Origin of the sequence: Paenibacillus sp. J5C2022 (assembly GCF_025567625.1) — a bacterium.
In the GTDB taxonomy this organism is placed as follows: domain Bacteria; phylum Bacillota; class Bacilli; order Paenibacillales; family Paenibacillaceae; genus Pristimantibacillus.
Map to the genome: position 1 here is coordinate 1 of NZ_JAOQJC010000050.1, position 23,340 is coordinate 23,340.

At 50.3% G+C, this 23,340-nt stretch carries 14 protein-coding genes and 1 riboswitch; of the genes, 2 read left to right on the forward strand and 12 right to left on the reverse strand.

The window, feature by feature from the left end:
• Positions 1-202: 202 nt before the first annotated feature.
• From M6D81_RS27430 to M6D81_RS27445, 4 genes are all read right to left on the reverse strand, one after another.
• Entirely contained in the window at positions 203-1,588 is a 1,386-nt protein-coding gene (locus tag M6D81_RS27430) for an NCS2 family permease (RefSeq protein WP_262680377.1), read from the reverse strand.
• Positions 1,589-1,710: 122 nt separating this feature from the next.
• Positions 1,711-1,810: riboswitch (purine riboswitch) on the reverse strand.
• A gap of 193 nt (positions 1,811-2,003) precedes the next feature.
• The gene (locus tag M6D81_RS27435; RefSeq protein WP_262680378.1) at positions 2,004-3,119 is read right to left on the reverse strand and encodes a DUF1648 domain-containing protein; all 1,116 of its coding nucleotides are present in this window, start codon (positions 3,117-3,119) and stop codon (positions 2,004-2,006) included.
• A gap of 1 nt (position 3,120) precedes the next feature.
• A complete protein-coding gene (locus M6D81_RS27440; RefSeq protein WP_262680380.1) occupies positions 3,121-3,513 on the reverse strand; it encodes a GntR family transcriptional regulator in 393 nt (130 codons plus the stop codon).
• Positions 3,514-3,616: 103 nt separating this feature from the next.
• Positions 3,617-4,450 carry a helix-turn-helix domain-containing protein gene (locus tag M6D81_RS27445; RefSeq protein WP_262680381.1) on the reverse strand — a complete coding sequence of 278 codons (834 nt, stop codon included), beginning with the start codon at positions 4,448-4,450 and terminating at the stop codon, positions 3,617-3,619.
• Positions 4,451-4,579: 129 nt separating this feature from the next.
• Here M6D81_RS27445 and M6D81_RS27450 point away from each other — a divergent pair, with 129 nt between their 5' ends.
• Together M6D81_RS27450 and M6D81_RS27455 are read left to right on the forward strand one after the other, a co-directional pair.
• Positions 4,580-5,233: a class II aldolase/adducin family protein gene (locus M6D81_RS27450; protein ID WP_262680382.1), complete on the forward strand. Its 654-nt coding sequence runs from the start codon at positions 4,580-4,582 to the stop codon at positions 5,231-5,233.
• A 33-nt stretch (positions 5,234-5,266) separates the two neighbouring features.
• On the forward strand, positions 5,267-6,253 hold the full coding sequence (locus M6D81_RS27455) for a sugar phosphate isomerase/epimerase family protein (protein WP_262680383.1): 987 nt from the start codon (positions 5,267-5,269) through the stop codon (positions 6,251-6,253).
• A 65-nt stretch (positions 6,254-6,318) separates the two neighbouring features.
• Here the strand turns inward: M6D81_RS27455 and M6D81_RS27460 are convergent, their stop codons facing one another.
• From M6D81_RS27460 to M6D81_RS27495, 8 genes are all read right to left on the reverse strand, one after another.
• The gene (locus M6D81_RS27460; protein WP_262680384.1) at positions 6,319-11,493 is read right to left on the reverse strand and encodes a heparinase II/III family protein; all 5,175 of its coding nucleotides are present in this window, start codon (positions 11,491-11,493) and stop codon (positions 6,319-6,321) included.
• A gap of 30 nt (positions 11,494-11,523) precedes the next feature.
• The gene (locus M6D81_RS27465; RefSeq protein ID WP_262680385.1) at positions 11,524-12,678 is read right to left on the reverse strand and encodes a glycoside hydrolase family 88 protein; all 1,155 of its coding nucleotides are present in this window, start codon (positions 12,676-12,678) and stop codon (positions 11,524-11,526) included.
• A gap of 30 nt (positions 12,679-12,708) precedes the next feature.
• Entirely contained in the window at positions 12,709-15,360 is a 2,652-nt protein-coding gene (locus tag M6D81_RS27470) for an alpha-L-rhamnosidase (RefSeq protein ID WP_262680386.1), read from the reverse strand.
• Positions 15,361-15,395: 35 nt separating this feature from the next.
• Positions 15,396-16,280 carry a carbohydrate ABC transporter permease gene (locus M6D81_RS27475; protein ID WP_262680387.1) on the reverse strand — a complete coding sequence of 295 codons (885 nt, stop codon included), beginning with the start codon at positions 16,278-16,280 and terminating at the stop codon, positions 15,396-15,398.
• Between the two features lie 11 nt (positions 16,281-16,291).
• Positions 16,292-17,191 carry an ABC transporter permease gene (locus tag M6D81_RS27480; protein WP_410795803.1) on the reverse strand — a complete coding sequence of 300 codons (900 nt, stop codon included), beginning with the start codon at positions 17,189-17,191 and terminating at the stop codon, positions 16,292-16,294.
• Positions 17,192-17,337: 146 nt separating this feature from the next.
• Positions 17,338-19,665, reverse strand: a complete 2,328-nt coding sequence (locus M6D81_RS27485; protein ID WP_262680390.1) for an AraC family transcriptional regulator — start codon at positions 19,663-19,665, stop codon at positions 17,338-17,340.
• A gap of 68 nt (positions 19,666-19,733) precedes the next feature.
• Positions 19,734-21,299, reverse strand: a complete 1,566-nt coding sequence (locus M6D81_RS27490) for a DUF3502 domain-containing protein (protein WP_262680391.1) — start codon at positions 21,297-21,299, stop codon at positions 19,734-19,736.
• A gap of 732 nt (positions 21,300-22,031) precedes the next feature.
• On the reverse strand, positions 22,032-23,339 hold the full coding sequence (locus M6D81_RS27495; protein ID WP_262680393.1) for a 6-phospho-beta-glucosidase: 1,308 nt from the start codon (positions 23,337-23,339) through the stop codon (positions 22,032-22,034).
• Position 23,340: the final 1 nt, after the last annotated feature.

Genomic DNA, 23,340 nt, shown 5'->3' on the forward strand with positions numbered 1-23,340 from the left:
TTTCATACACTAGTCCGAATCGCACGCACCTTTTCGGCTCTCCAATGTAGGTTTCATACACTAGTCCGAATCGCACGCACCTTTTCGGCTCTCCAATGTAGGTTTCATACACTAGTCCGGATCGCATAAGATTGATTTAATCGCCAACAGAAAAGAGCAGCGCCGGTCCAGCGCTGCTCTCTCTTCTGTCGCTTATATGCTATTATTCGCCGCCAAGGAAAATATAACGGCCCAAGATGAGAATGGCGAGAATCCACATGAGCCAGTGGATCTTGTACTTGCCCTTGCCGAACAGATTCGATACGGCAGCCAGCAGTACATAAGAGACGATACCGAAGGAGATGCCGTTCGCAATGCTGTATGTGAATGGCATCAGCGCCAGCGTCAGGAACGCAGGGATCGCATAGACCATATCGGAGAAGTCGATCTCCTTCACGGACTGCATCATAAGCACGCCGACGATGATCAGAGCGGCAGCCGTTGCCGAGCCGGGAACGAGTGCCACCAGCGGCGACAGGAAGACGGCGAGCAGGAAGCAGATGCCCGTCGTTACGGCCGTCAAGCCGGAGCGTCCGCCTTGCGCAATGCCCGCCGAGCTTTCTACGTAAGCCGTCACGGTGCTTGTGCCCAGTACCGCGCCGCCGCTAACGCCGATCGCGTCCACGAACATTGCCTTACCGACCTTCTTCTTGCCCTTCTCAGGGTCTTTCATAACGCCGGCGCGGTTAGCCGTGCCGACAAGCGTACCGAACGTATCGAACAATTCCACGAATGTGAATGTCAGAATGACGGTAATCAGTCCCACTTCGAAGACGCCGGCGAAGTCAAAGTGCCACACGTTCAGTTCGCCGAAGTTCGGAACCCACGTCTTGCCTTCCAGCGCTTCGCTAACGTTCACATGGCCCGTAGCAATCGCTAGAACTGTCGTGCCAAGAATACCGAACAAAATAGCGCCAGGGACGCGGAGCACCATCAGAATCGCGATCAGCGCAATCGCCACAATTGTGAAGATCACTTCCGCGTTATGGAAGCTGCCGAGCACGATGACCGTCTCAGGCCCGCTAACCGCGGCGAAGCTCTTCTGCGGTATGTCCGTGAAGCTGTCCACGACAATCGTCATCAGTCCGCTGTTCTTCAGACCGATAATCGCGATGAACAAGCCGATACCGACCGTGATTGCATGCTTCAGGCTGTCGGGAACAGCTGTAATAAGCATTTGGCGTACTTGGGTAACGGTCAGTATGATGAAGATAATACCGGAGATGAATACCGCTGTCAGCGCCATTGAAGCCGAGATCGGCTTGCCGGTTGCCTGTGAAGCGATAACGACCGATGCGAAGTAGGCATTCAAGCCCATGCCTGGCGCCAGTGCGACCGGGAAGTTGACGAACAGTCCCATCGCAATGGTGAAGATGCCCGCCGCGAGCGCCGTAGCGAGGAACACGCCCTCCCAGCTCAGTCCGGCCGGTGTCAGAATCATAGGGTTGACTGCTAGTATGTAGGCCATCGTCATGAAAGTCGTCAGCCCCGCCATAATTTCAGTTCTTACATTTGTTCCCAGTTCCTTCAATCGAAAGAAACGTTCCATTTTGATCAATACCCTCCCAAAATTGTGTTGGAACAAACAGAGAAGCCCGGATGAATATGCGCATGCGCGCATTCCTCCCAGGCTCTGCAAAAAGCGAAAAAACGATCCGCTGGACCGTAGCGGACATCTTTCTCACCTTCCGTAGCCTGATCATTTACGGTGACCTGTAGAGACTCTCAAGCCAATTCTTGAGATTATACGAAAAGTTTTATGCTGTTGTTTTCCGATTACAATTTTATAGAGAATACCGCTATTTTGTCAACATTTTTCACGAATATTCGAGGAAATCATATTTTTAATTATTCGGTTTTACAGCGTTTTCACAAGGCGTGTCTGTCACTATTTTCCTATGTGCAGGCATCCAATTCCATACAAGCCGAGTCTGTGAGCCGAATTCGGTCATAGCGCCACCCGCTTATCCCAACAGCCATGCGAGCAGCAGCGGGACGGCAATAATGCCGATCAGGATGAGCCAGCCAAGCGGCCTTGCGAAGTTCATCGTCCAGCCGACGCCGAAGCGCTTCTCCACGAATATCGCCGGGTCCTTCGGATTGAAGTAGAATTGGCCCAGCTTCCAATGTTGATCCTGGTCTCCTGCGGCTGCCGCCGCTTTCCCATCCGCATCACCGACGCCTCCTCCGATCCGGCTTCCGCCTTGCCCGGTCACAATCGACAACACAATGGAGCCCACTACGATAATGCCCGTTACGACAAGGACGAGTACGCTTGGCACCCGGATGTCCCAATCCAGCAGCTGGTACAGTTGAAAGCTTCCGAACATCGCGATCATCAGAAAGGCGTTCACAACGACGAAGGAAGACCAGTAACGGCGGAATTTGACATTGCGCCGCAAGGAGCCATCCGGATCGCTGGACTCCACGATCTGCTTGCTGCGGCCGATCGAATAATTGACGAAGATGAATACAAGCAGCACGAACGAGCCAATGATGGCAGGCCACATGACAGCCGAGTAGCTTTTCTCCACCGTTCTTGTAATGTTCCCTTCGAAGTCATGTTTCATCGGAATGCGGTCCGGGAATTGATCGTAACCCAGCAAACCGATGAGAACGAACGAAACGATAAGCAGGAAGTGAGGAATAAACCAGAGATAGGATACAGTCAGCTTCTCCTGCCGGAATTTCGTATTTACGATGACTCGCTGCACCTTGTCCGTCAGCCAGTTCTCCTGTTGCTTTATTCGCTTGACGGCACGGTGCTGCTTCAAATATAAGAGGAATGACAGGATCAGATAGCCGAACACATGCCCCATCATGACCAGGCTCCAGCGCTCCTCATTCATTCCGCTCAGCGACAGCAGGACAAGCGACGCGCTGAGCGCAACGCCGGCGGCTCCGTTCCACCAGACATATTGGCTCCTTAATGCAGCAAGCCTGGAATCCTTCTGCGCTTGCTCCGGCACAGTCACGCCGAAGCTCTCGATTCTCCTGGTCAGAAAGGGCATAATGGTCGAAATCAATACGAGCGGGAACATTACAATTGCCGTCATCAACACCAGCCAGCCTTGACTCATGTCAGCTCTCCTCCTTGGGCAGCATATCTTGAAATACAGCTTGACTGATTTCCTCGAATTGCTTATCCGTCATCCCTCTGCATATCGCATCGGCTATTAGTGGTCGCAATTGCTCCATCAAGCGGCTTCTGTAGGCTTCATCCGCAGTGGGATAAGCGTCCGTCGTAATGACAACGCCTTGCTTGCGATTAATCTGCACATAACCTTCTTGCCTCAGCAATTGGTAGGCCTTGTTCACCGTATGCAGGTTAATGCCGAGATCGGCAGCCAGACTTCGCACGGACGGCAAGCCTTCCCCGGGCTGCAGTTGCTTCCGCGCAATCCCTTCCACTATTCCATGGACAATCTGCGTATAGATCGGCGTCTCCGATTGCAGATCAATATCCAGCAGCATATTCGCATCACCACACTTGTCTCGTATGATTGGTTAGCCCAACCCCATTTCGGCTCCAAACTCATACACTTGTTATATTCGAAGTATAACAGATATAACTGAATTATTCAATTGCCTGGCTATGCCGTTCCCTCCACACGGATGGACTCACCTTGAATCTTCGTTTGAAATGCCGACTGAAGAAATGAATGCTTTTAAATCCGGTCAAGTCCGCAATTTCTCCAATGGCCAGTCTTGTATTCTCCAAATAACTGGTGGCAGCGTGAAGTCTTAGATCATCCAGATAGCGGAATGGCGTTTTGCCCGTATGCTTTTTGAAGACCCGAATAAGATGTGATTCACTCAGATGCACGATCCGGCTGAGTGTGGGAAGTGTGCTCATATCTGTATAGTGGCTTTCCAAATAGCGCATAAGGGCATTAATGGTTGCTTGGTGACTCGCTTGTCCCTTCTCAAGCCTTGAACGCTGTGGGGTGAGGATATAGTTGATCAATAGAAAAATTTTCTTGATATCCGTAATAGCCAACTCATGCAACGTGTCATCCTCCAATTCCGGATTTAGAGCTACGAGTTCGGAAAGCAGTTTCACGCTGGACAAGACCAGTTGCACTTCGGGCATGTTGCCGCCACTTCTCCCCTGAATCTCATTCCAATTCATAATGAACGGCAAGCTTGGAATACGTTCATCGGAATCCGTGTCTATTTCAATATAGAAATACTTGAATGATTGGGACAAGCCGTTTAAGGTGTGCGGCGTATAGCTCGGAATTAGGAATAAACAGGGTTCCGCGGACGAATAAGTCATGCCCAGCCATTCCAGCTTGAACTGTCCTTCGAACAAATAGAGCATCTCAAAGCTGGCATGTATGCCTCCCTTTTCCGGTTCAGCATCCTGCCTCGATGCAACGGGATACATTCCGCACTTGCGAATCCTCATATCACCTGAACACTCCAATCCAATAATGTGAATTCATGTTCTCATTCGATGTTGATCATATTGTGCAAAGACATCGGCGAGCCCACACCCTAGAATCAATGGTAAGCAGAAAACAAGGAGTGAACGCATTTGGACAAAGCCAGAGCGCTTCTAAGCAGCTACGCAAAAAAAATCGTTCAAAATGGCCTGGTTGCCGGCCCCGGCGGCAATCTAAGTATCCGGACTGGAGAATGGATGCTGATCTCGCCTAGCGGATTCGATCTGGCTGAGATTGATCCGAGTCAATGGTGCGCGGTTGACATCGCCAGCGGCCGCACAGATGCAGGATCTCTGAAGCCATCATCCGAGCTTCTCCTGCATCTGCAAGTTTACCGCACCCGCTTGAACGTCCAAGCGATCGTCCACACCCATCCCATTCATTGCATTGCACTCGGCCTGGTGTCCAGAGAGCTTCCCGTCCTCTTCCCGGATCAAGCTGCCTTGCTGGGGGAGGCAGGCTTCGTGGATTACGTCATCCCTACCACTCAGGTCCTGGCAGATGCGGTAGCCGAGAAGGCCGCAAGCGCAGACACCCTATTGCTGGGCAACCATGGTCTGGTAACCCTCGGTACCAACCTGCGCGAAGCCTATTATCGAACAGAGGTCGCCGAAGCTAGCGCCCGAATCTTCCTGCTGTCCAGCATAATAGGAACGCCGAAGCAGTTAAGTGCAGAAGAAGTTCGTGATATCCAAGCCTTATCCAGTGAAGCTTACCGTGTATCCTTCGTACAAAATCAATCATAAGCCTTAACACAATGAAAAAATGGAGGTTGTCCGATGAATCCCCAATATGCTGTCATTTTATCTAATGTTGGTGCTTGCGCAGACCGATTTCTGACTACAGGGTATAGTAAACCTTATACTATCTCCCAGTTGTTCCAACGGGTAAAGCGCATCCCGCAAGTGACCGGAGTGGAACTGGTCGGGAATTGGCATGTGACCGAATCCAATGTCCAAGAGATCAAAGCTCATCTGGTCGAGAACCAGTTGAAGCTGGCATCCATCATCCCTGACCAATTCGGACAAATGAAATGGAAAAAGGGCAGCTTCGCAGCAAAAGATCCCGCAATTCGCCGGGAAGCGGTATCGCATTGCAAGGAGATGATCGATGCTGCAGCCGAGCTCGGGGGAAATCTCGTTAGCTTATGGCCCGGTCAAGACGGATATGATTATTTGTTCCAAGCCGACTACATACAAGAACGGGATTGGTTCGCAGAAGGAATTAAGGAAGTCGCCCAATATCGTTCCGATATGCAGATCAGTTTGGAATATAAGATCAAGGAGCCCCGCACGCACAGCTACTTAAGCAGCGCGGCAATCTCGCTGCTGACGGTTCAAGAGATCGGCCTGAACAACGTCGGAGTCACGATCGATTTCGGACATGCGTTGAACGCCTATGAGACGCCTGCAGAATCTGTCGCCCTCCTCAGCAAGTACGGCAATAAGCTATTCCATATTCACATGAATGATAATTATCGCTATTGGGACGATGATATGATCGTAGGGAGCATTCATACGATCGAGACATTGGAGTTTTTCTACTGGCTGAAGCGCACGAATTACCAAGGATGGCTGTCGATTGATCAATATCCTTATCGGGAAGACAGCTTGGATGCCGTACGAGAAGGCGTAAATATGATGGAGTCCTTCGTTAAGCTCGTAGATGACGTTCCTGCGGAACAATTCGAATCGTTGATTCGCGATGGCAATGCTCCGGAAGCAACGGCCTTTCTACGAGAACTGCTCTTATCCCCACGTAAATAGCTGGAAATTGCCCCGTGCCGGAACCGGCACGGGGCAATTCTCTCTACCGGAGCATTGCCGCAGCTCTACTCTTCGAATGGCTTGGCAAAGAAGATCTGATCGACGTAGAGATCGGCAGTATCCGCATTGGCCGCATCTTGCTTAGAGAACTGGAACTGGACAAAATCCAGGGATTGCAGCTCGTCCAAATTATTGCTCAAGGCGCCAAAGCTGCTCCATGGCATATAGTAAGATTGCCAGCCTGAGTGATCCAAGATGAAAGGCTCCGCTTGATAATAAAATGTCTTTGTCACATCGTTGTAATTAGTGACGATCGTCGAGGTTAGCGCATAGCCGGAACTCTGTCCCTTCACCCGGATCATGATCCCGGCGTAATCGGAGACATCCACATCGGCCGCTGGATTGTTCCGAATGTACGTATACGCCGATGCAGGTGAGCCCGGCGCGAATTGGATGGCCACCTTGCCGCTCGCGACCGAAGACTCTGCCGCTTCAGAGGTGTCCAAGGTCAGAACGGAACTGCCATCGCCTCTGACACTCCAATCGGCGGAAAGCCCGCCTGTGTCAAAGTCATCCACTTCCAGGCAATCATACAGCAGCTCTCCCTCGTCTTTGACTACCTGTGTAACGGCCCCGTCTGTCGTACGAATGTAGGCTTTATCCCCGCTGTAGCATACGCTGCCGAAGCGCTTGGCCTCATTCGTTCCGCTGTAGGAAGCGAAATAGTAATCCCGATAGGTATGGCCGTCTTCTTCAATGGTCAACGCCAGTCCAAGAGCTTCGTTGGAAGTCAGGAGATTCCCATATTGCGTCACATTCATGCTCGATACCTCTATATCGGGGGACATCCCCTTCGCCCCCGGGACAATGACCGTATGATATGCCGTGTCCCCCGTCACGTCATGCTTCTGATAGCCGATAACCGGACCCGCCTCATACCTGCCCGCATTATAGTACACCCAATTCGAGTATATCTTCACTTCGCTGATCTCGGACGGGTTCGCCGGCAGAATCGTCATGTTGGCCTTCTCTGCACCTCTGAAGCCGATGGCATCTACATAGACCGTTCCCGATGATGATCCGCCGTTTTGAATGACCCGGAATGCAAGGCGATTCATGGACGGCTCGCCCATCACGATCGACGAATCCTTCTCCAGCTTGAAGTCGCTCCATGGAATAAATACGGTCGTCCAATCCGTTTGACTTAAGGCTATGTCAGGAGAGATATAATCGTTAATCAGCACGCGAAGCTGTTGATTGGCGTCTCCGTTCCCTTTCAGTCTGAACATAAGACCTTCATATAACTTGAAGGATGCGATGTAGCTCCCCGTCTTGACAATCTCCGCCTCCAGTTCACTCCCCGTCAGCTCATAATCCATCTTCAGAGCATGACCGCCCTCGAAAGCAACGGATGAATCCAACGATAAGTCGACGTTATCCGTGACCGCAGACCAGGTATCAAGCCCCATCTCCGTTGTATCCTTCAACTGGTAATCATCATAGAAGCCCATGCTGTCGATGTTCACCTCAGTGTATAGGTTCGTCGACGAGCTTTGATTGATTCTGATCTCTACAAAGCTGATATCCTGTGCATCGGAAGAGGTCATAAGCTGCCCGACATTGGATTCTTTGCGCAATGATTCCCAAGGCAGATAGAAGACCTTCCACCCTGAATAATTCAACGAATAGGTTTGCTTCCCCCGCCAAATGCCCGTGTTGCTTCCGATATATGGCATGAAGCTGACCGGCGTTCCCGTTCCCTTGATCGCGACGGTGATTCCAGCCAGGTCGGAGGCGTTATAACTCTGATTTTTCCGAACATAATCGAAGTTTGCGATTGAGAAGTCTGCCGTAAATTTCAGGCTCCCGGCTCCCTCATAAAATGTGCTGGTATCCAACGCCATCGTACCCGTGCGCGGCGCCCAGCCCGGATAGCTTCCCGTATCGAAATCCGCAATTCGTTCCGATTCGAAGCTGCTGATGTCATAGCTGTCGTAGAAGCTCACATCGTCCAGGTAAATTGTTCCCGTGCCGCTCCCGAGCAGGTGGAAATCGACAGCCTGAATATCTCTTGCATCCAGAGCCCCCATCTTCAAGGAGGCAGCCCCTTCCTTATCGAAAGATCTCCATGGCAACCAATATTCTCTCCACCCTGTATAATCGAGACTGATTCCTGCGGTCGCCACCCAGTTCCCATTGGCAGTCAAAATATAGGGCTTGACTACGTTTGAAGTCGAATTGCCTTTCAGCCAGAAGGTAAGCCCGGACACATGCTGGGCCTGGTAGTCGTAGATTTTTCTAAACCAGCTGTATCCCGAAGATAAATCGTAGTCGACCTTCAGGCTGCGCTCTCCCTCCGCCTTCTCGGTCGTCGCGACCGACAAGCTGCTTGTAGCGGCGGGCGCATAGTGCCCCAGGTCATTCGACTCGTAATCGTCTATCGTATTATTGACCTCCACCGCCTTTGTCGTCTTGTCAATTGAAATCGCGGATGGAGCCAGATGGAATTGCTGCTCATAGTCATGGGTACCGCTCGCGCTGACCAGATCGTTCATAACCCAGTAATTCGGTTTGGCAAAGTAGATTTTCCGGCTCAGGCTGTACGGCACCGGACTTGGGGCTGCATCGTAATTTGCGGTCAAGTCCACATAATCGTATTCGGCATTCGTCTCCCATACATTCTCAATAGGGTCAATGACGGGGTTCCTCTGTCCGTCCTGTGCGATGGCGTTATGCGGATTGAAGGCGAAGTAGCTCGGATAATAATCCCGATCGCCGTAATTTCCTTTGCCCGGATCCACGATCAACTGGTCGCCATCCGAACCGGCTATAATGCTCATCGCATCGATATGGAAATGCCCCCCCAAATAAGGGGCCCCGTCCACTATCATATTATTGCCGCCGTCCCTCCAGTCGGTTCGCATATAGTAATACTGCGAGTCCTCCAGCCGTGTGGAAAGAAAGTCCGGCTCCGCCGCAGCTACAAGGTTCAGATTGTTCATAATGGAGGTCGGCGTGGTCCAGAAGTGAACGGAGCTGATCTTGTTATCGCTCAAATATTTGAAGTCCCCTCTGCTGTATATCGCCGCTCCCAGGGACAGATAGTGCCGTCTGTAGTAAGGCGCGCTGTCGCTGATCGGCGGCGTATACCCTCTGGCATCCATCATCTTCATGTCGACCTCGAACATCTTCTCCAACTTGGCTTCAAAGTTGGGGTGGAAAGCATCCTGGTTCACATCGCCGAGCACCTTGCTCTTGTAGAAGTTATCCAGCATCCACTCATGGTATCCGAAGGTCAGCTCTGTGTGAAATCCGTCACCCAGCACGCTGTTGTCCAACTGCTGTTCAAGCAAATCTTTAGCCGTCGCTTTCCACTCGGCTGCTTTCGAGAATTCCGGAAACATGGTTGCGCTTTCAAAAATGCCGTAGCTTTCAACAATTTGGAAATTATTCGATTGCCGGAAGCTTTCCTGGCTGCCGATTAAATATTCGGTATGCTCCAACAGCGATTGCAGGAAAACATAGTTGTCCTCGGCAGTGAAACTGGGGGATTGATTGAAATAATGATAGGCCGCGATCCAATTGTCCAATCGGATTCCGGCAACTAAAGTGACCCACAGGTTCCCGCTCTCCACGAACTGGCTCTTGGTGGGAGGAACATAATTGACAATGACGTTAGGCCGGGGAACATCCTGTACGAAATCCCGTAAGCCTGCCTTAAATTCCATCACATACGATTCATCGGCGGTCGTCAGGTAACTGTTCCAGTAAGCCTTGCCCAGATCAAGCCACCAGCCCGTACGGGATAAATAACTGGTAAACACCGTGTTGCCCTGATACCAGTCAATATCATTGTCCCCGTCCGGATCAAGCTGCCTGTGATCTCCTTCGAAGGTAAAGTCATAGGTCTTGGCATTGTGATCCGCATAATCGACATTCGCATCAATTTCGTAGGGATAATTGGTTTTGAACGTATTCATAATAGAAGTCTTGTCCTGCCAATTATAGTAATAGGTTGGCGAGGTTCTCGCTTGCATGTACGTCAATAAAGCCGCTTTGGCATGCTGGTAATCGCCCTCATCCACGTAGCTCTTGACCGCACTCAAGCCCGGGAAGCCCGAATAATTCAGATTGGCGAACAGATCAGAACGTAGAGTAAACGACACATTATCCAGGTATATTACGGAACTGTCTTGTCCGTATTTCATCACATGAACATATACTTCATCGATTTCCGCCAAGTCGGCGGCGGTCGGCTTCGTATAACTGCTGCCCGTGAAGAACTGGCCCCAATAAAATGCAACCGGCTTCCACTTGCTCCCGGTATTCAACTCGACAGGCATGCTCGTAAACGTCGTGCCGCTAGCCGTGTGGAACGACAAAAACATTTTATTGTCGAGATGATCGCCTTTCATCCAGAAGGAAACGCCATTGAACTCGCTTGCGTCCGCCTCTCCCGCCAGCAGTCTCGTCACCGTCCCTACGGTGCCGTCGGGCTCCGAGCCGAAGTCATAGCTGAGCTTGAGGGATTGCTCCCCTTCATAAACATCATTCAAGCTGGTCTCGCCAGCAACTGTCGTGTAGGCGTCCCCCGAATAACCGGATAGTCCGTTCTCGTAGTCGTCAATGCGATCATCGACAAACTTGATATCATCCACATAGAGCGTCCCCGTAACCACCGAGGCAGGATCTCCATTGGTTTTGGTGAAGTCCATGGCCAGCTCGGTAATCGCACTCATATCCAAGGAGGTTGCCTCGGTGTTCAGATCCGAGCTGTTGCGGAAATGGCTGTACGGGATAAATACTTGCTTCCAATCATTTTTCCCGAGCAGCATGTTCACTGTTTCCCACTGAACCGGGGCGCCGTTAACATCTGTCGTCAATCGCAATTTATAATCGCCGTAAACATCCGGCCCCTTGAGCCGGAATTGAATCCCGCTGTACGAGCTTCCATTCAGGCTCGAAAGCGACTTCTGAATCGTGGCCGTTCTCTGTACATTGTCGATTGAATAGGATACCGCTAGGCTATACGTCCCTTCATACACCGTCGTAGAGCTGTCCAGGTCCGTTATTCCGCTGTTGCCGGACCAATTGCCGAGTACGCTGCCGGGGAAGCTGTCTATGCTGCCGATATTCGTGGCAGCATAGGTGGATGGCGGCATCCATAACCACATTATCGCATTCAAACACAGGACGGCCGTCAATATTCTCCCTATCACTGCAACCGCTGAACACTTCATACACTCACCCCTTAAGTTAGTCGAGCTTGCTTACCAATACAGCTCCCAATCTTTCATTAACCGTACCAACGCCTCCATATAGAAATAATCCCCCCATATGTTGCACTCATCTACGCCGACCTTTTGCGGCTTGGCATAGACGGCATGAAGCAGCAATCCATTGGAATGCGGGAAGCCTTTGGTCGTGTAGCTTGTCATTAATGACTGCAAGATACACTGGGCTGCCTGGGTGTTCAGTCTCTTCAGCTCATCCTCCTGTTCCACCCACTTGTTCATCTCCAGCATGCCGCATACGGCTATAGCCGCCGCTGAACTGTCTCTTGGCTCGTCGCCTTGCGTAAATACAAGATCCCAATAATTCACATAGTCCCCGGGCAATCGCGCCAAATAATATTGGAGCGTGTTCTTATAGGCATCAATCAACGCAGGATCTTTCGTATACCGATAGCTCAATGGCAATCCGGCAATTCCCCAAGCTTGCCCGCGAGCCCAGCAGGAGCTGTCGGAATGGCCTTGATGCGTAACGCCTTTAATCGGCCGCCCGCTCTCGGCGTCGAAGTAATAGGTATGATAAGTTGAACCGTCAGGCCGGAAAATATGCTTTGTCAATGTGCGTACATGCTCATAAGCGGCTTGTTCGTATTGCGGCCGGCCGGTCGTCTCCGAAGCCCAGAACAACAGCGGCACATTCATCAGGCTGTCGATGATTAACCTGCTTTCCTGCCCATTATTCACCTCCCCCCACGCTTGAATGAAGGCCCCCTTCTCTTTGAACCTGCCCAAGAGGTGGTCAGCCGCTCTGAGAGCGGTCTCCCTCGCAAGCCCGCTCCCAGTCAGCTTATAGGCGGACACACAGGACAGTGTATAGAGGAATCCCAAGTCGTGGTGATCGATATCCACTTCACGGTCCAATCTGTCCTTGAAGCTGATAACATGCCGCTCCGCTGCTTCTCTGTATTTGTCATGACCGGTGACCTCGTAAGCCAGCCAGATCATCCCGGTCCAGAAGCCGGTCGCCCAGCTGATATTGTCAATGGCGGGGTAGATCAGATTCTCGCTGGATAAGCCCAGGAATTGATCCCCAAGCTGTTCCAGGTTCCGGTCAATCTGCTGAAGCGCGTGACTCATGGCTTCCTGCAGTTGCTCCGCCGTTATTGGCTGTTGGCTAAAGATATCTATCGACATAGGAAAACCTCTTTTCTTTTTTCATAAGTATCAAGCTTGTGCAGTGAAGCAATACGAGCCGGACTGCACAGTCACAACGACATGATCATCGACTCTGCGAAGCTCAATAATGCCCTCTCTGCTTGCGACCGTCTCATTGTTCTTCCAAATGACTTGATCGCCTTCCAGAATCGTCGCAGCGGCCAGCGCTCCCGTATGCATGGGAATCATGATGCTGCATGTACTGTTCCAGGGAATCGTGACCTCCAGCTTAAATGTTGCCGGCGCGGTCTCCCACCTGCAAGCTACCGGTCCCCTCACGGTCTTCACGCCGCACTCCACGAAGCGCAGAGCATCCAGCACATAGGGCTTGATAATGAACCGTTCGTATCCCGGACCTTCCTCATCGACTTGAATGCCCCCCAAGTACTTGTAGAACCATGAGCTGATGCTTCCGAACATGGGATGATTGCGAGACCATAAGTCATCATCGCTTACGGAGTCCATCCGCTCCCAGATCGTAGTGGCTCCATTCTCCACCATATACCCCCAGCTGGGGGATGTCGTCTGCATGGCCAGGCCGGCAGCCACATCATGATAGCCATGCTCTGAGAGAACCTCCATAATATACTTGGTGCACATCGTTCCGGTCGTCAGATGATAATCATGCCGCTCGATTACGTCTTGAACAATTTGCTGAAGGACGGAGTCCGTATGGGCGTCCGGTACAAGATCAAGATACATAGGGAATACGTTCGCAGACTGATTGCCGGGTCTGTATATGCCGGCCTCCCTGTCGAGATGCCTGGCGTTGAATGCCTTCCCGATATGGCTTGCAAGCTGCTCGTAAGCTTGCGCGTCTTCCTGCTTATACAGCAGTCTTGCGAACTTGCCGATGAGCATTGCATTGAAATAATAATAGCCGGTAGACATCAGATCGCCGGGTGTACGCGGCGTCTTGGCGGACGAAGGCGGACACCAGTCTCCCCAATAGCTGTACTCGATGCAGTAATCCGTACTTTGGGCCGTGAGATAATCCACCCATTTCTTCATGCCGTCATAGTGCCGCTCAATGATCTCCAGATCGCCGTAGTGCAGATACAGCAGCCATGGGACAATGAGATAACTGCTGGATATAGGATCGGCAGGACGATTACCGGCAATCTTGAACGGCGCAGTATCCGTAATGGAGCCCAGCACGCCTTGCGTATCGGCAATATCGTCTATCCACTTCGCATAAAATCGCGACATATCGAAGTTGTAAACCGCTTCTTCCGACCTTACCGTTACATCGTTCAGCCAGCCCATCCGCTCGTTGCGCTGAGGACAATCCGTCGGAATGCCGTGCATATTGCCCATTTCCGTCCATAACACATTCTGTTGGATGCGGTTCAACAGCTCATTGCCGCAGCGGAAGTAACCGGTCTGCTCGACAGATGAGCGGACGACTCTGCCGATGATGTCCACCTCGGATACGGCCTCCAGATCGCCTTCCACCTGAATGTATTGGAATCCATGATAAGTAAACCTTGGCTCGTACTCTTCAGTGCCTTCACCCTTCAAAATATAAATATCCTCGGCCTTCACATCGTACAGATTAATGCGGTTAATCGTCCCGTCCGAATGGACATTCTCCGCGAACTTGAGCGTGATCGTCGTTCCCGCCGCGCCTCGCACCTTCAGCCTGGCCCAACCGGCGATGTTTTGTCCCAAGTCGTATACACGCACCCCTTGTTCGGGATTCGAGATGCTTATGGGGCGGATATCGTCCACCGCTTTTATGGGTTCCATCAGTTGGGATACTAGCTTGCCTTCAGGCGGCTCGATCAGTATCGGCTCCCGCCACTCCTGCTCGGCAGCGTCATAATCCGGGAGGTTCCATCCGTCGATTTCTCTGCGGGCATCGTACACTTCCCCGTTGTAGATGCTGTTCTTGAGGAGCGGTCCGGTAATGCATACTCTCCAGCCCGATGTCCGATCGGTTGTCACCTTCTCTGCCGTGCCGTCTTCATATTCCAGATGAAGCTGCAGCAATACTTGAGGCCGCTCGGGCACTTGGTGCCAACCGAAGCCAAGAACAATCCCAATGGCATTGTCGCCTTGCCGCAAATAACCGTCCACATCATAGGTCGAATAGAGAACCCGCTTTCTCACGTCTGTGAAGCCGGGATCAAGCACATAGTCTCCGACCTTTCTCCCGTTAACGGACAACTCATAGTAGCCGACGGCGGCAATGTAAGCACGTGCACGCTTGACTGGCTTGTCCACTCGGAACACCTTGCGGAACATGGGGGCTGCGTCGGCGAGCAATCCCCCTGGAGACCGCAGCCATTGGGCGACCCAATCCTCCGCATGCATAAGCCCCGTCTCGAAGGTTTGCACCAGGCTGAATGAACTTGCTGTGCCCGTCTCATCCCAGATCCGCACCTTCCAGTAATAGGGACGGTCACTTACCAGCGGTAGGCCGCTGTAAGCCATATTTACCGACTGACTGCTCTTTACGATACCGGAATCCCACATATCCGCACTGCCGCGCAACAGCTCTTCTTCACTGCCGGAGACCATGATTTGATAAGCGGTTTGCAGCATGCCTCTCCTAACCGCTTTTGCTTTCCACGAAAATCTTGGAGCCTGCTTGTCGATCCCAAGCGGGTGCTGCATATACTCCACACGCAATTCATCAGGAATCATCCCTGTCTTCATGCTCAATCCCCCTATTTGTATGCCTTATTATTCGGTCAGCCTTTTACGGAGCCAACAGTCAAGCCCTTGACGAAATATCTTTGGAAGAAAGGAAATACCAGCAGCATAGGGCCGGCAGCAAGAACGCACATGGCCATACGGGCCGCGAGTGTCGGCACCTCCATCCCCTCTTTCACAAGGCCGAACTGCAAGGCCTCCGGCGTGTTCAGAAACTCCATGGATTTCATGACACGAATGAGCAAATATTGCAGCTTGATCAATTGGTCAGTATCAATGTAGAGCAATGTCAGCCACCAGTCGTTCCAATACTGCAGCAACAGAAACAACCCAATCGAAGCCAATGGCGGTTTGGAGATCGGAAGCACGATTTTCACGAAAATATACAACTCTCCCGCTCCGTCAATTTTGGCGGATTCAATTAGCGCTTCCGGTATCGATTGCAAGAAGCCTTTCATGAGAATGACATACCATCCGTTAATCAGATAAGGCAGGATAAGCGCCAAAATACTGTTTTTCAAATCCAGCCAGTTCACCATCAAAATATACGTAGGGACAATGCCTCCGTTGAACAGCATCGTGAAAAACGCATAGAACGACAAGTGCGTCCGGTATTTGTAGCTTTTGCGCGAAATGACATAAGCATAGGTTGTAATGACCCATAACCCGGCGCAAGCCCCCGCCAAGCTCGTTATGATCGTAATCATGTAAGAATTCAACAGAATGTCCGGACTTCGAAGAATCATCTTATAGGCTGTAAAATCGAAGTTCTTCGGAATAATGGAATAACCGCGTAATATAATGTCACTTTGAGATTGGAAGGACGTCCCGAGCACGACCAGGAACGGGTATATGCATACGATACATGTCACTCCAATGATCAAGTGAATGAGAGCTCTTGAGTAAGATAGCGTTCTTATCATTGGGGATCACCTCAAAATATAGAGTTTTCTTTATTGATCATTCGGACCACGAAATTCGCCAGCAAGACCAGAATGAATCCGCAAACTGACTGATAGAACCCTGCGGCGGATGCCATGCCCAAATCCCCCAGATCAATAAGCGACCTGTAGACGAACGTATCGATGACGTCTGTCGTCGAATAGAGAAGCGTTGAATTAAGCGTTACATTGTAGAACAGACCGAAGTCACTGTAAAATATTTTGCCGATCTCCAAAATGACGATAAGAATAATGATAGGCTGGATGCTTGGCAGCGAGATGGATATCACTTGCCTGATCCTGCTGGCGCCGTCGATTCTGGCAGCCTCGAACAATTCGGAATCGATGCCCATCAGAGCGGCATAATAAATGACGGTGCCATATCCGATTCCCTTCCATACCGAAGCAATGATTAATATAACCGGCCAATGCTGAGGCTCGTTGTACCACATAATCGGCTCCATGCCGAGCACATCGAGGAAACGGTTAAATATGCCATACTCCATGTCCAGCAATGCGCGGAAGGCGTATCCCGCTACAACCCATGAAATAAAGTAAGGGATAAACAACACGGTCTGGTAGGCCTTCACAAACTTGTTGCTAAGCTCAAAAAGCATGAACGCAAAGCATAAAGCGACAACTGTCCCGATGATGATGAATGCCGTATTGTACAAAATGGTGTTCAGTGTTACTCTTAGCACCGCATCTCCCCGGAAAAGAAATTGGAAGTTGTCCCATCCCGCCCACGGACTGCCCAGCAATCCAAGATCGAATCTGTACTGCTTGAATGGGAGCAACAGACCATAGAGCGGCACATAATTAAACACAAAAAATAACAGGATACCAGGCAAAGCAAGGAAGGTAAGACTGAAGTTCTTTCTGAAGTCGCGCAACACCCGCTCCTCATCTCCTTTTTCTTCGTAGTACCCTGAATATGAGGCATTTCCCCCCGAGAAGTAAATTTTAAAAACGGTAATATCATCTAATTTGCTGCACCTTTATCCGATTGGCTGCCGCTAGTTCATTTTTGGCTATCCGTTTATTCGCTTCTGAACGCCTTAAGCTGTTTTTGCAGCGCATACTCCTTCGGCGTGGTCCCGAAACGCTTCTTGAACAGAGAGAAGAAATAGTTTTTATTCTCTATCCCCACCTGCTCGATGACCTCATACACATTCATATCTTCCCCGGACAACAGCTCGGCGGCTTTCAACAGCCTGACTTCATTGATATAGTCGGATACAGACATATGGACCGACTCTCTGAACAGTTTGCTTAATTGTCTGGATGAGATTTTCAATAATGATGCGACCTGCGATAAGCACAACGAAGAGTCCTTATAGTTCCGCTCCACATAATCTTTAACAGCGTCTACGACGTACATCTGCTTGATGTCCGCGCTTCCGGACGCCTGCTTTCGGGATTTCGAGACAGTCTCCAGAAGATGATCCTGTATTTCACTCAATACTTGATCCGACATATGGCCATGAACCGCCGTCGCCTCTATCCATGACAGTTGATCGATATCGATGGAACTGTTCGTCATATGCTCCTTCACAATGCGCCATAGCTTAATAATTGCAATCATCGCGTTGAAATATTGAAGCTGACTGATTTCCTCGAAAATTTGCCGTATCGTGCCTTCCGTCTCTTGTCCGGACTTTAGATTGGAGACCAGCTCGCTGGCCAGTTCTTTGGAAAAGTCAACGCTTTCACTTGTGACATTGCCCCGGATTCGCTCCTCGGTCAGAATGGAAGAGTAGCCATAGATAAAGCTGTACACCATATATTCAAGCGCGATTCTGTAGCGCGAGGAGAGCTCATTCAAACTATCCGTTAATGGACTGATCGCCGCCGAAAAGGTGATTTTATAGTACTCTTCGATAATATCCTGCGCTTCGGAAATCAATTCCGAGACCGCATGGACGTAGTTGTCATCTGTCTTGGGCACTCCTAGAAGGAACACCACATGATCGTTCTTCATATCCAGGACATCGTGGGCATACTTGCCGGAGATTATTTCAGAGCAGATGTTCATGATCCCGAATCTAAGTATCTCCATAACCTTCAGGCTGTTTCTTTGCAGCAAGGAATGGAACTTGTCTAATCGGATAACGCAGACCGCATAATGCTGATCCCCTTGCAAGGATAGATTGGCCTTTGAACATATGTCCTGCAGGTCCTGCTGGCTGAATGACAGTTTTTCCGTGACCAGCCGGTTCAGCCAATACTCTTTCATCACGTTGCTCACCTGAAGTCTCTCATCATCATAAATATTCAGCTTTTCCATCGACCTTTTGTAGACGTCCTTCAGATAGGAAACTTCATCTTGAAAGCCGTCATCGGAAGCTGCCGGATGTTTATACGTATCAACCGTTTTGACCAAGCTTCTAATTGGTTTGTATATCGTTCTGGAGACGAGCAGCGCCAGAAGCAGCGACGACAGGAGAATCAATCCTGTTACCAGCATGACACTGCTCCTTAAGCGGTTTAAGTATTGAAAGGTATCCGATAATGGCTGCAGCTTTAATAAGGTCAATCCGCTTTGTTCAATATACGTATGAGTGATCATGTAATCGACTCCATTGAAACCGCTCTCAAAATAACCTGTGTTCATTACCGCTTCACTGGCGGAAGCATGCTCCAGGTAGTCGTTGTATTCCCGTTTCAGCCATGCGCCAATTTCATTATCGACGGTCCCCTCCTGAATAAATCTGTGGTTTTGATCCAGGATGAAGAAACGGTCCGTCTCGGAATTTTCCTCCATATTGATTTGTTTAATTTGATCGAGAATCCATTCCGTGCTGATATTGACAATGACCGCTCCGTCAGGCTTCCCGGTAGAATAGGCCGTCTCGTACATCAAATAGGAAAATACGCCCTTCTCTTCCCTGAACAAGGGCTTGAGCTTCGATTCGGGTTCGCTTGAGACAATCCAATCGGTTAGCTGTTCATCATCAAGAAATAAAGGGCCCCCCACATTATAAGTTTGCTTCAGATAAGCGTTGTAGATATGAATAGAGTGAATATACGAATTGATGGAACGAAACACACTCATAATTTTGTTCGACTTCACCGAGATATCCACCATATTTTCTTCCTTCGCATACATAATGGCGGCGACATCGCTGCTCAAATAGAGATGCTTCGTGATATTCCTGATCATTTCATCCATGAAGGTAATATTGTAGGTCATTTGGTTCAGAATTCTTTGATCGGCTTCATATTTGCTTTTTAATAGAATGCTTTTGGAATTTTGATACACCACGCCTGCAAGTATGAGCCCCACCAGCAAAATAACAATACTGATCCAGGCCATAATTTTGAGAAGATACTTTTTTCTTTTTAGGTACGTTTCCAGTTTCGTCATTGCGCATCCCCTTTGGACGATACGAAAAATATTCCCTACTATAAAATAGGAAATATTTTTCATATCATCTATTTGTTTGTGTTTTTCCATGCATCCAACTGCTTTTGAGCTTCGGCCAGCACTTTGTCTGCCCCTGCATTCAGCAGCTTCTTCTTTGATTCTTCGATGTATTTATCGAAATCAGAGGCTGTACCTGTAAAGAGAATAGGCTGCATCTCAGCTACGACAGCGGCTACTTGCGCGACTTCCGCCTTCACAGGTTCAGAGTCAAACATGAAGCCCAGAATCTTCGATGTTTCCGCCACTTCATTATTGCGCTGCATGACTTCCAGTGCTTCCGTCCTGTTCCAGTTGGAATCCCACTGATCCCATAACGGTCCTAACCACGTATGCCATACGGCATATTTCTGCTCCGCACCGCTTTTGGCTTCGACATAAATATCATCGGTCCCTTTGCCTGATACGACGGTATAGTGCTTATCTTCCACTCCGAATGCAAGCGTATTGGATAATGTTCGGTCTGCCCATACCAGATTCAACAGCATCATGGCCCGTTCAGGATTTTTCGATGTTTTGCTTATATACATCATCGCCGAGCTCATCGAAGGCGTACTGATCAGGGAATAACCGTACAACGCTTCAGACGTCGGGAAGCCATAGGTGGCCGTTGACTTGGAGCCGTCTTCGGTGAAGCCGCCGGGATCTCCCATTACCGCATAGTTGCCGGACTTTAATTCGGCAAGCGTATCGGTTCTCGTCGCGGCATCCTTCGCAATATAGCCCTTCTTATAGAAATCATTCAATGTTCGATAGATGGACAGCGTTTCCGGAACATCGATATCCAGGGTCAATTGCCCGGTCTTCTCGTTATATACAATCCCTTTGGCAATCTCTATCGCATTGAAGTTGTAGGCGCCGGGAGCTCCCGTAGGACCTGCCGCCAATGGAATCATATCCGGTTCGTTCTGCTTAATCGTCTCCAGGAAAGGCTCCAATTCATCCAGCGTTTTGTTCGTCATGGATTTGTAATCGTAATTGTATTTCTCGACCAACTCCCGCTTGAACACATAAGCCCTTGGCGTGGAGTAAGGAAGCTGTGAAGGAATGCCCATGATCTGACCGTCGAAGGTAACGACTTTCCAGGCTCTGGGATCAACCTTCTTCAGAATATCCTGTCCGTACTTCTCCAATAGATCGTCCAGGGGCATCACCGCTCCGCGCTGCACATTCAAGTCCAGACGGTTGCCGAGAGCTGTATTCGACGACAAGGCGATATCATATTCTTCTCCCGCGGCCGAGCTTAACCTCATCTTATCTTCCCAGCTTGCGGCGTCGATGAACTTGAAGTTTAATTCGGCGTTGATTTCCTTCTTGATGATTTCATTAGCTACGGCCTCGACCTCGGCTTGTCCCGACATATCGTTCACCGGCTTCCGAATGTACCAAGTGAGCTTGGCGAAATCCTTCGTTGGATCTTCTGTTGAATTTACCGCAGCATCTTTATTTGTAGACGGCTGCTTCGACGAAGGGGGATTTCCAGCGTTATCGCTGCTGCAAGCAGAGAGAACCAGCTGCATGCCTAGTACCAATGCGACCGATATACTCAGCATTTTTTTCTTTTGCACTTGCTTCATTCGTTGTCGTTCCTCCCTTTTTTTATTGGCGAATGGAATAGGAATAGCAAGTTACCATCAAGCGCTTGATGTTCGTAAACTTGATAGTTTCATTATCGCGGGATCAGGCTCCGTTGGATACTTCGAAATGGGCAAAATACTTCAATTCCATGCATGAGTACAATTTTTGAAGCATGGATTTCCCTGCAATTACGGTCATTTTACTTCAATCATAGCATGAAGCGTACGTTAACTACCGTAATGGAATCTCATCGGCACTTTTGTCAGGAAAGCCATTTGAGCTGAGACTATGTGAGCAATTTGAGCGATAGCGCACACTTTTCACCTCATTTCCGGTGGCTATGTGAGCAATTTGAGCGATAGACAGCCACTTATGAGGGGACGAGTTACTTTCAGCGGGGCTACGTGACCATTTTGAGCGGATAGCGCACACTTTTCACCTCAATTCCGGTGGCTATGTGAGCAATTTGAGCGATAGACAGCCACTTATGAGGGGACGAGTTACTTTCAGCGGGGCTACGTGACCATTTTGAGCGATAGCGCACACTTTTCACCTCATTTCCGGTGGCTATGTGAGCAATTTGAGCGATAGACGGCGACTTCCGGGTGGGCAAGGCACTCATACAACAAATAAGCCCGCATAACGGAGGCTGCAACTCATCACTGAGCGGCAGCCTCGCCATGCGAGCCTGACCGGCTTCCCGGCGTCCCTACAGGAACGCCTAACGCCAATTATTTAAAGAAATTAGGCAAGTACTTCTTGTTCTCTATCAGCATCTCCTCCAATAGCGTCTTCGCCACGGATACGCTTGGAACGAGCGGATGATGCACCATCGCCTGAAGCGCTATGCCTCTGTCGCCGGTTATCGCCGCTTCAATGGCCATCGACTCGTACGCCTTCACCGCGCGAATCAGCCCTGTAATGCCTTCCGGCACGCGCTGGGGCGGAATCGGGATCGGCCCTTGACCCGTCACGACACAGTTCACCTCGATGCTGGCATCCTCCGGCAAGAAGTCCAGCGTTCGTCCGTTGCGCACATTCAGCGTCTGCACATCGCGCCGGTCCGTATAGATGGAATACATCAGATTGACCGCCGCCTCGGAATAATAAGCGCCGCCGCGCTGCTCCAGTTGCTTCGGCTTCTCTTGCAGATTCACATCCTTATACAGCTCGAACAGTTCCTTCTCCACCCTACTTACCACTTCCGCCCGCGTCCCGTTCTTCGCCACCGCTTCCTTCATATCGGCCAGCATCTTGTCCTTCATATAGAAGTAACGCAAGTAATAGGTCGGAATGGCGCCAAGCGAGCTTAAGAAGTCCGCATCCCAATCCAATGCCGTTACATTGGAAGCTGTGTACTCCCGACCCTGATTAATCATCTCCGGCAGCTTGTCTTCACCGTTCACATAAGCCGCCGTTACCCAGTGCAAGTGATTGATGCCGACGAATTCCGGAAGCGTCTCGCGCTCCGTCACTCCGTATTCCTTCGCCAAGAACTTCACGAAGTTAATCGGGGAATTGCACAGTCCGACCGATTTCACCTTGCTGTGCTTATGAACGGCCTCCGTCACAATCCCCGCAGGGTTGGTGAAGTTGAATAGCCATGCGTCCGGCGCAAGCTCCTCGATATCCTTGCAGATATCCAGAATGACAGGCACAGTACGCAGCGCCTTCATCATGCCGCCCGGTCCCGTCGTCTCCTGGCCGATGACATCGTGCGAGATCGGAATATGCTCGTCGCGGCGGCGCGCCTCCAGCAGGCCAACGCGAATCTGCGTCGTCACGAAGTCCGCATCCTTAATCGCTTCCCGACGATCCAGCGTCAATCTGACATCGATAGGCAGCCCTGCCTTTTCCACCATGCGCTTCGCCAGCTCGCCGACGATTTCCAGCTTATGACCCCCCTGTTCGATATCGACCAGCCACAGCTCTCTTATCGGCATATCGGGATAACGATTGATGAAGCCCTCAACAATTTCCGGTGTATAAGAAGATCCTCCGCCAATGACTGCTACTTTCAGTGCTCTTTTCTCGCTCATG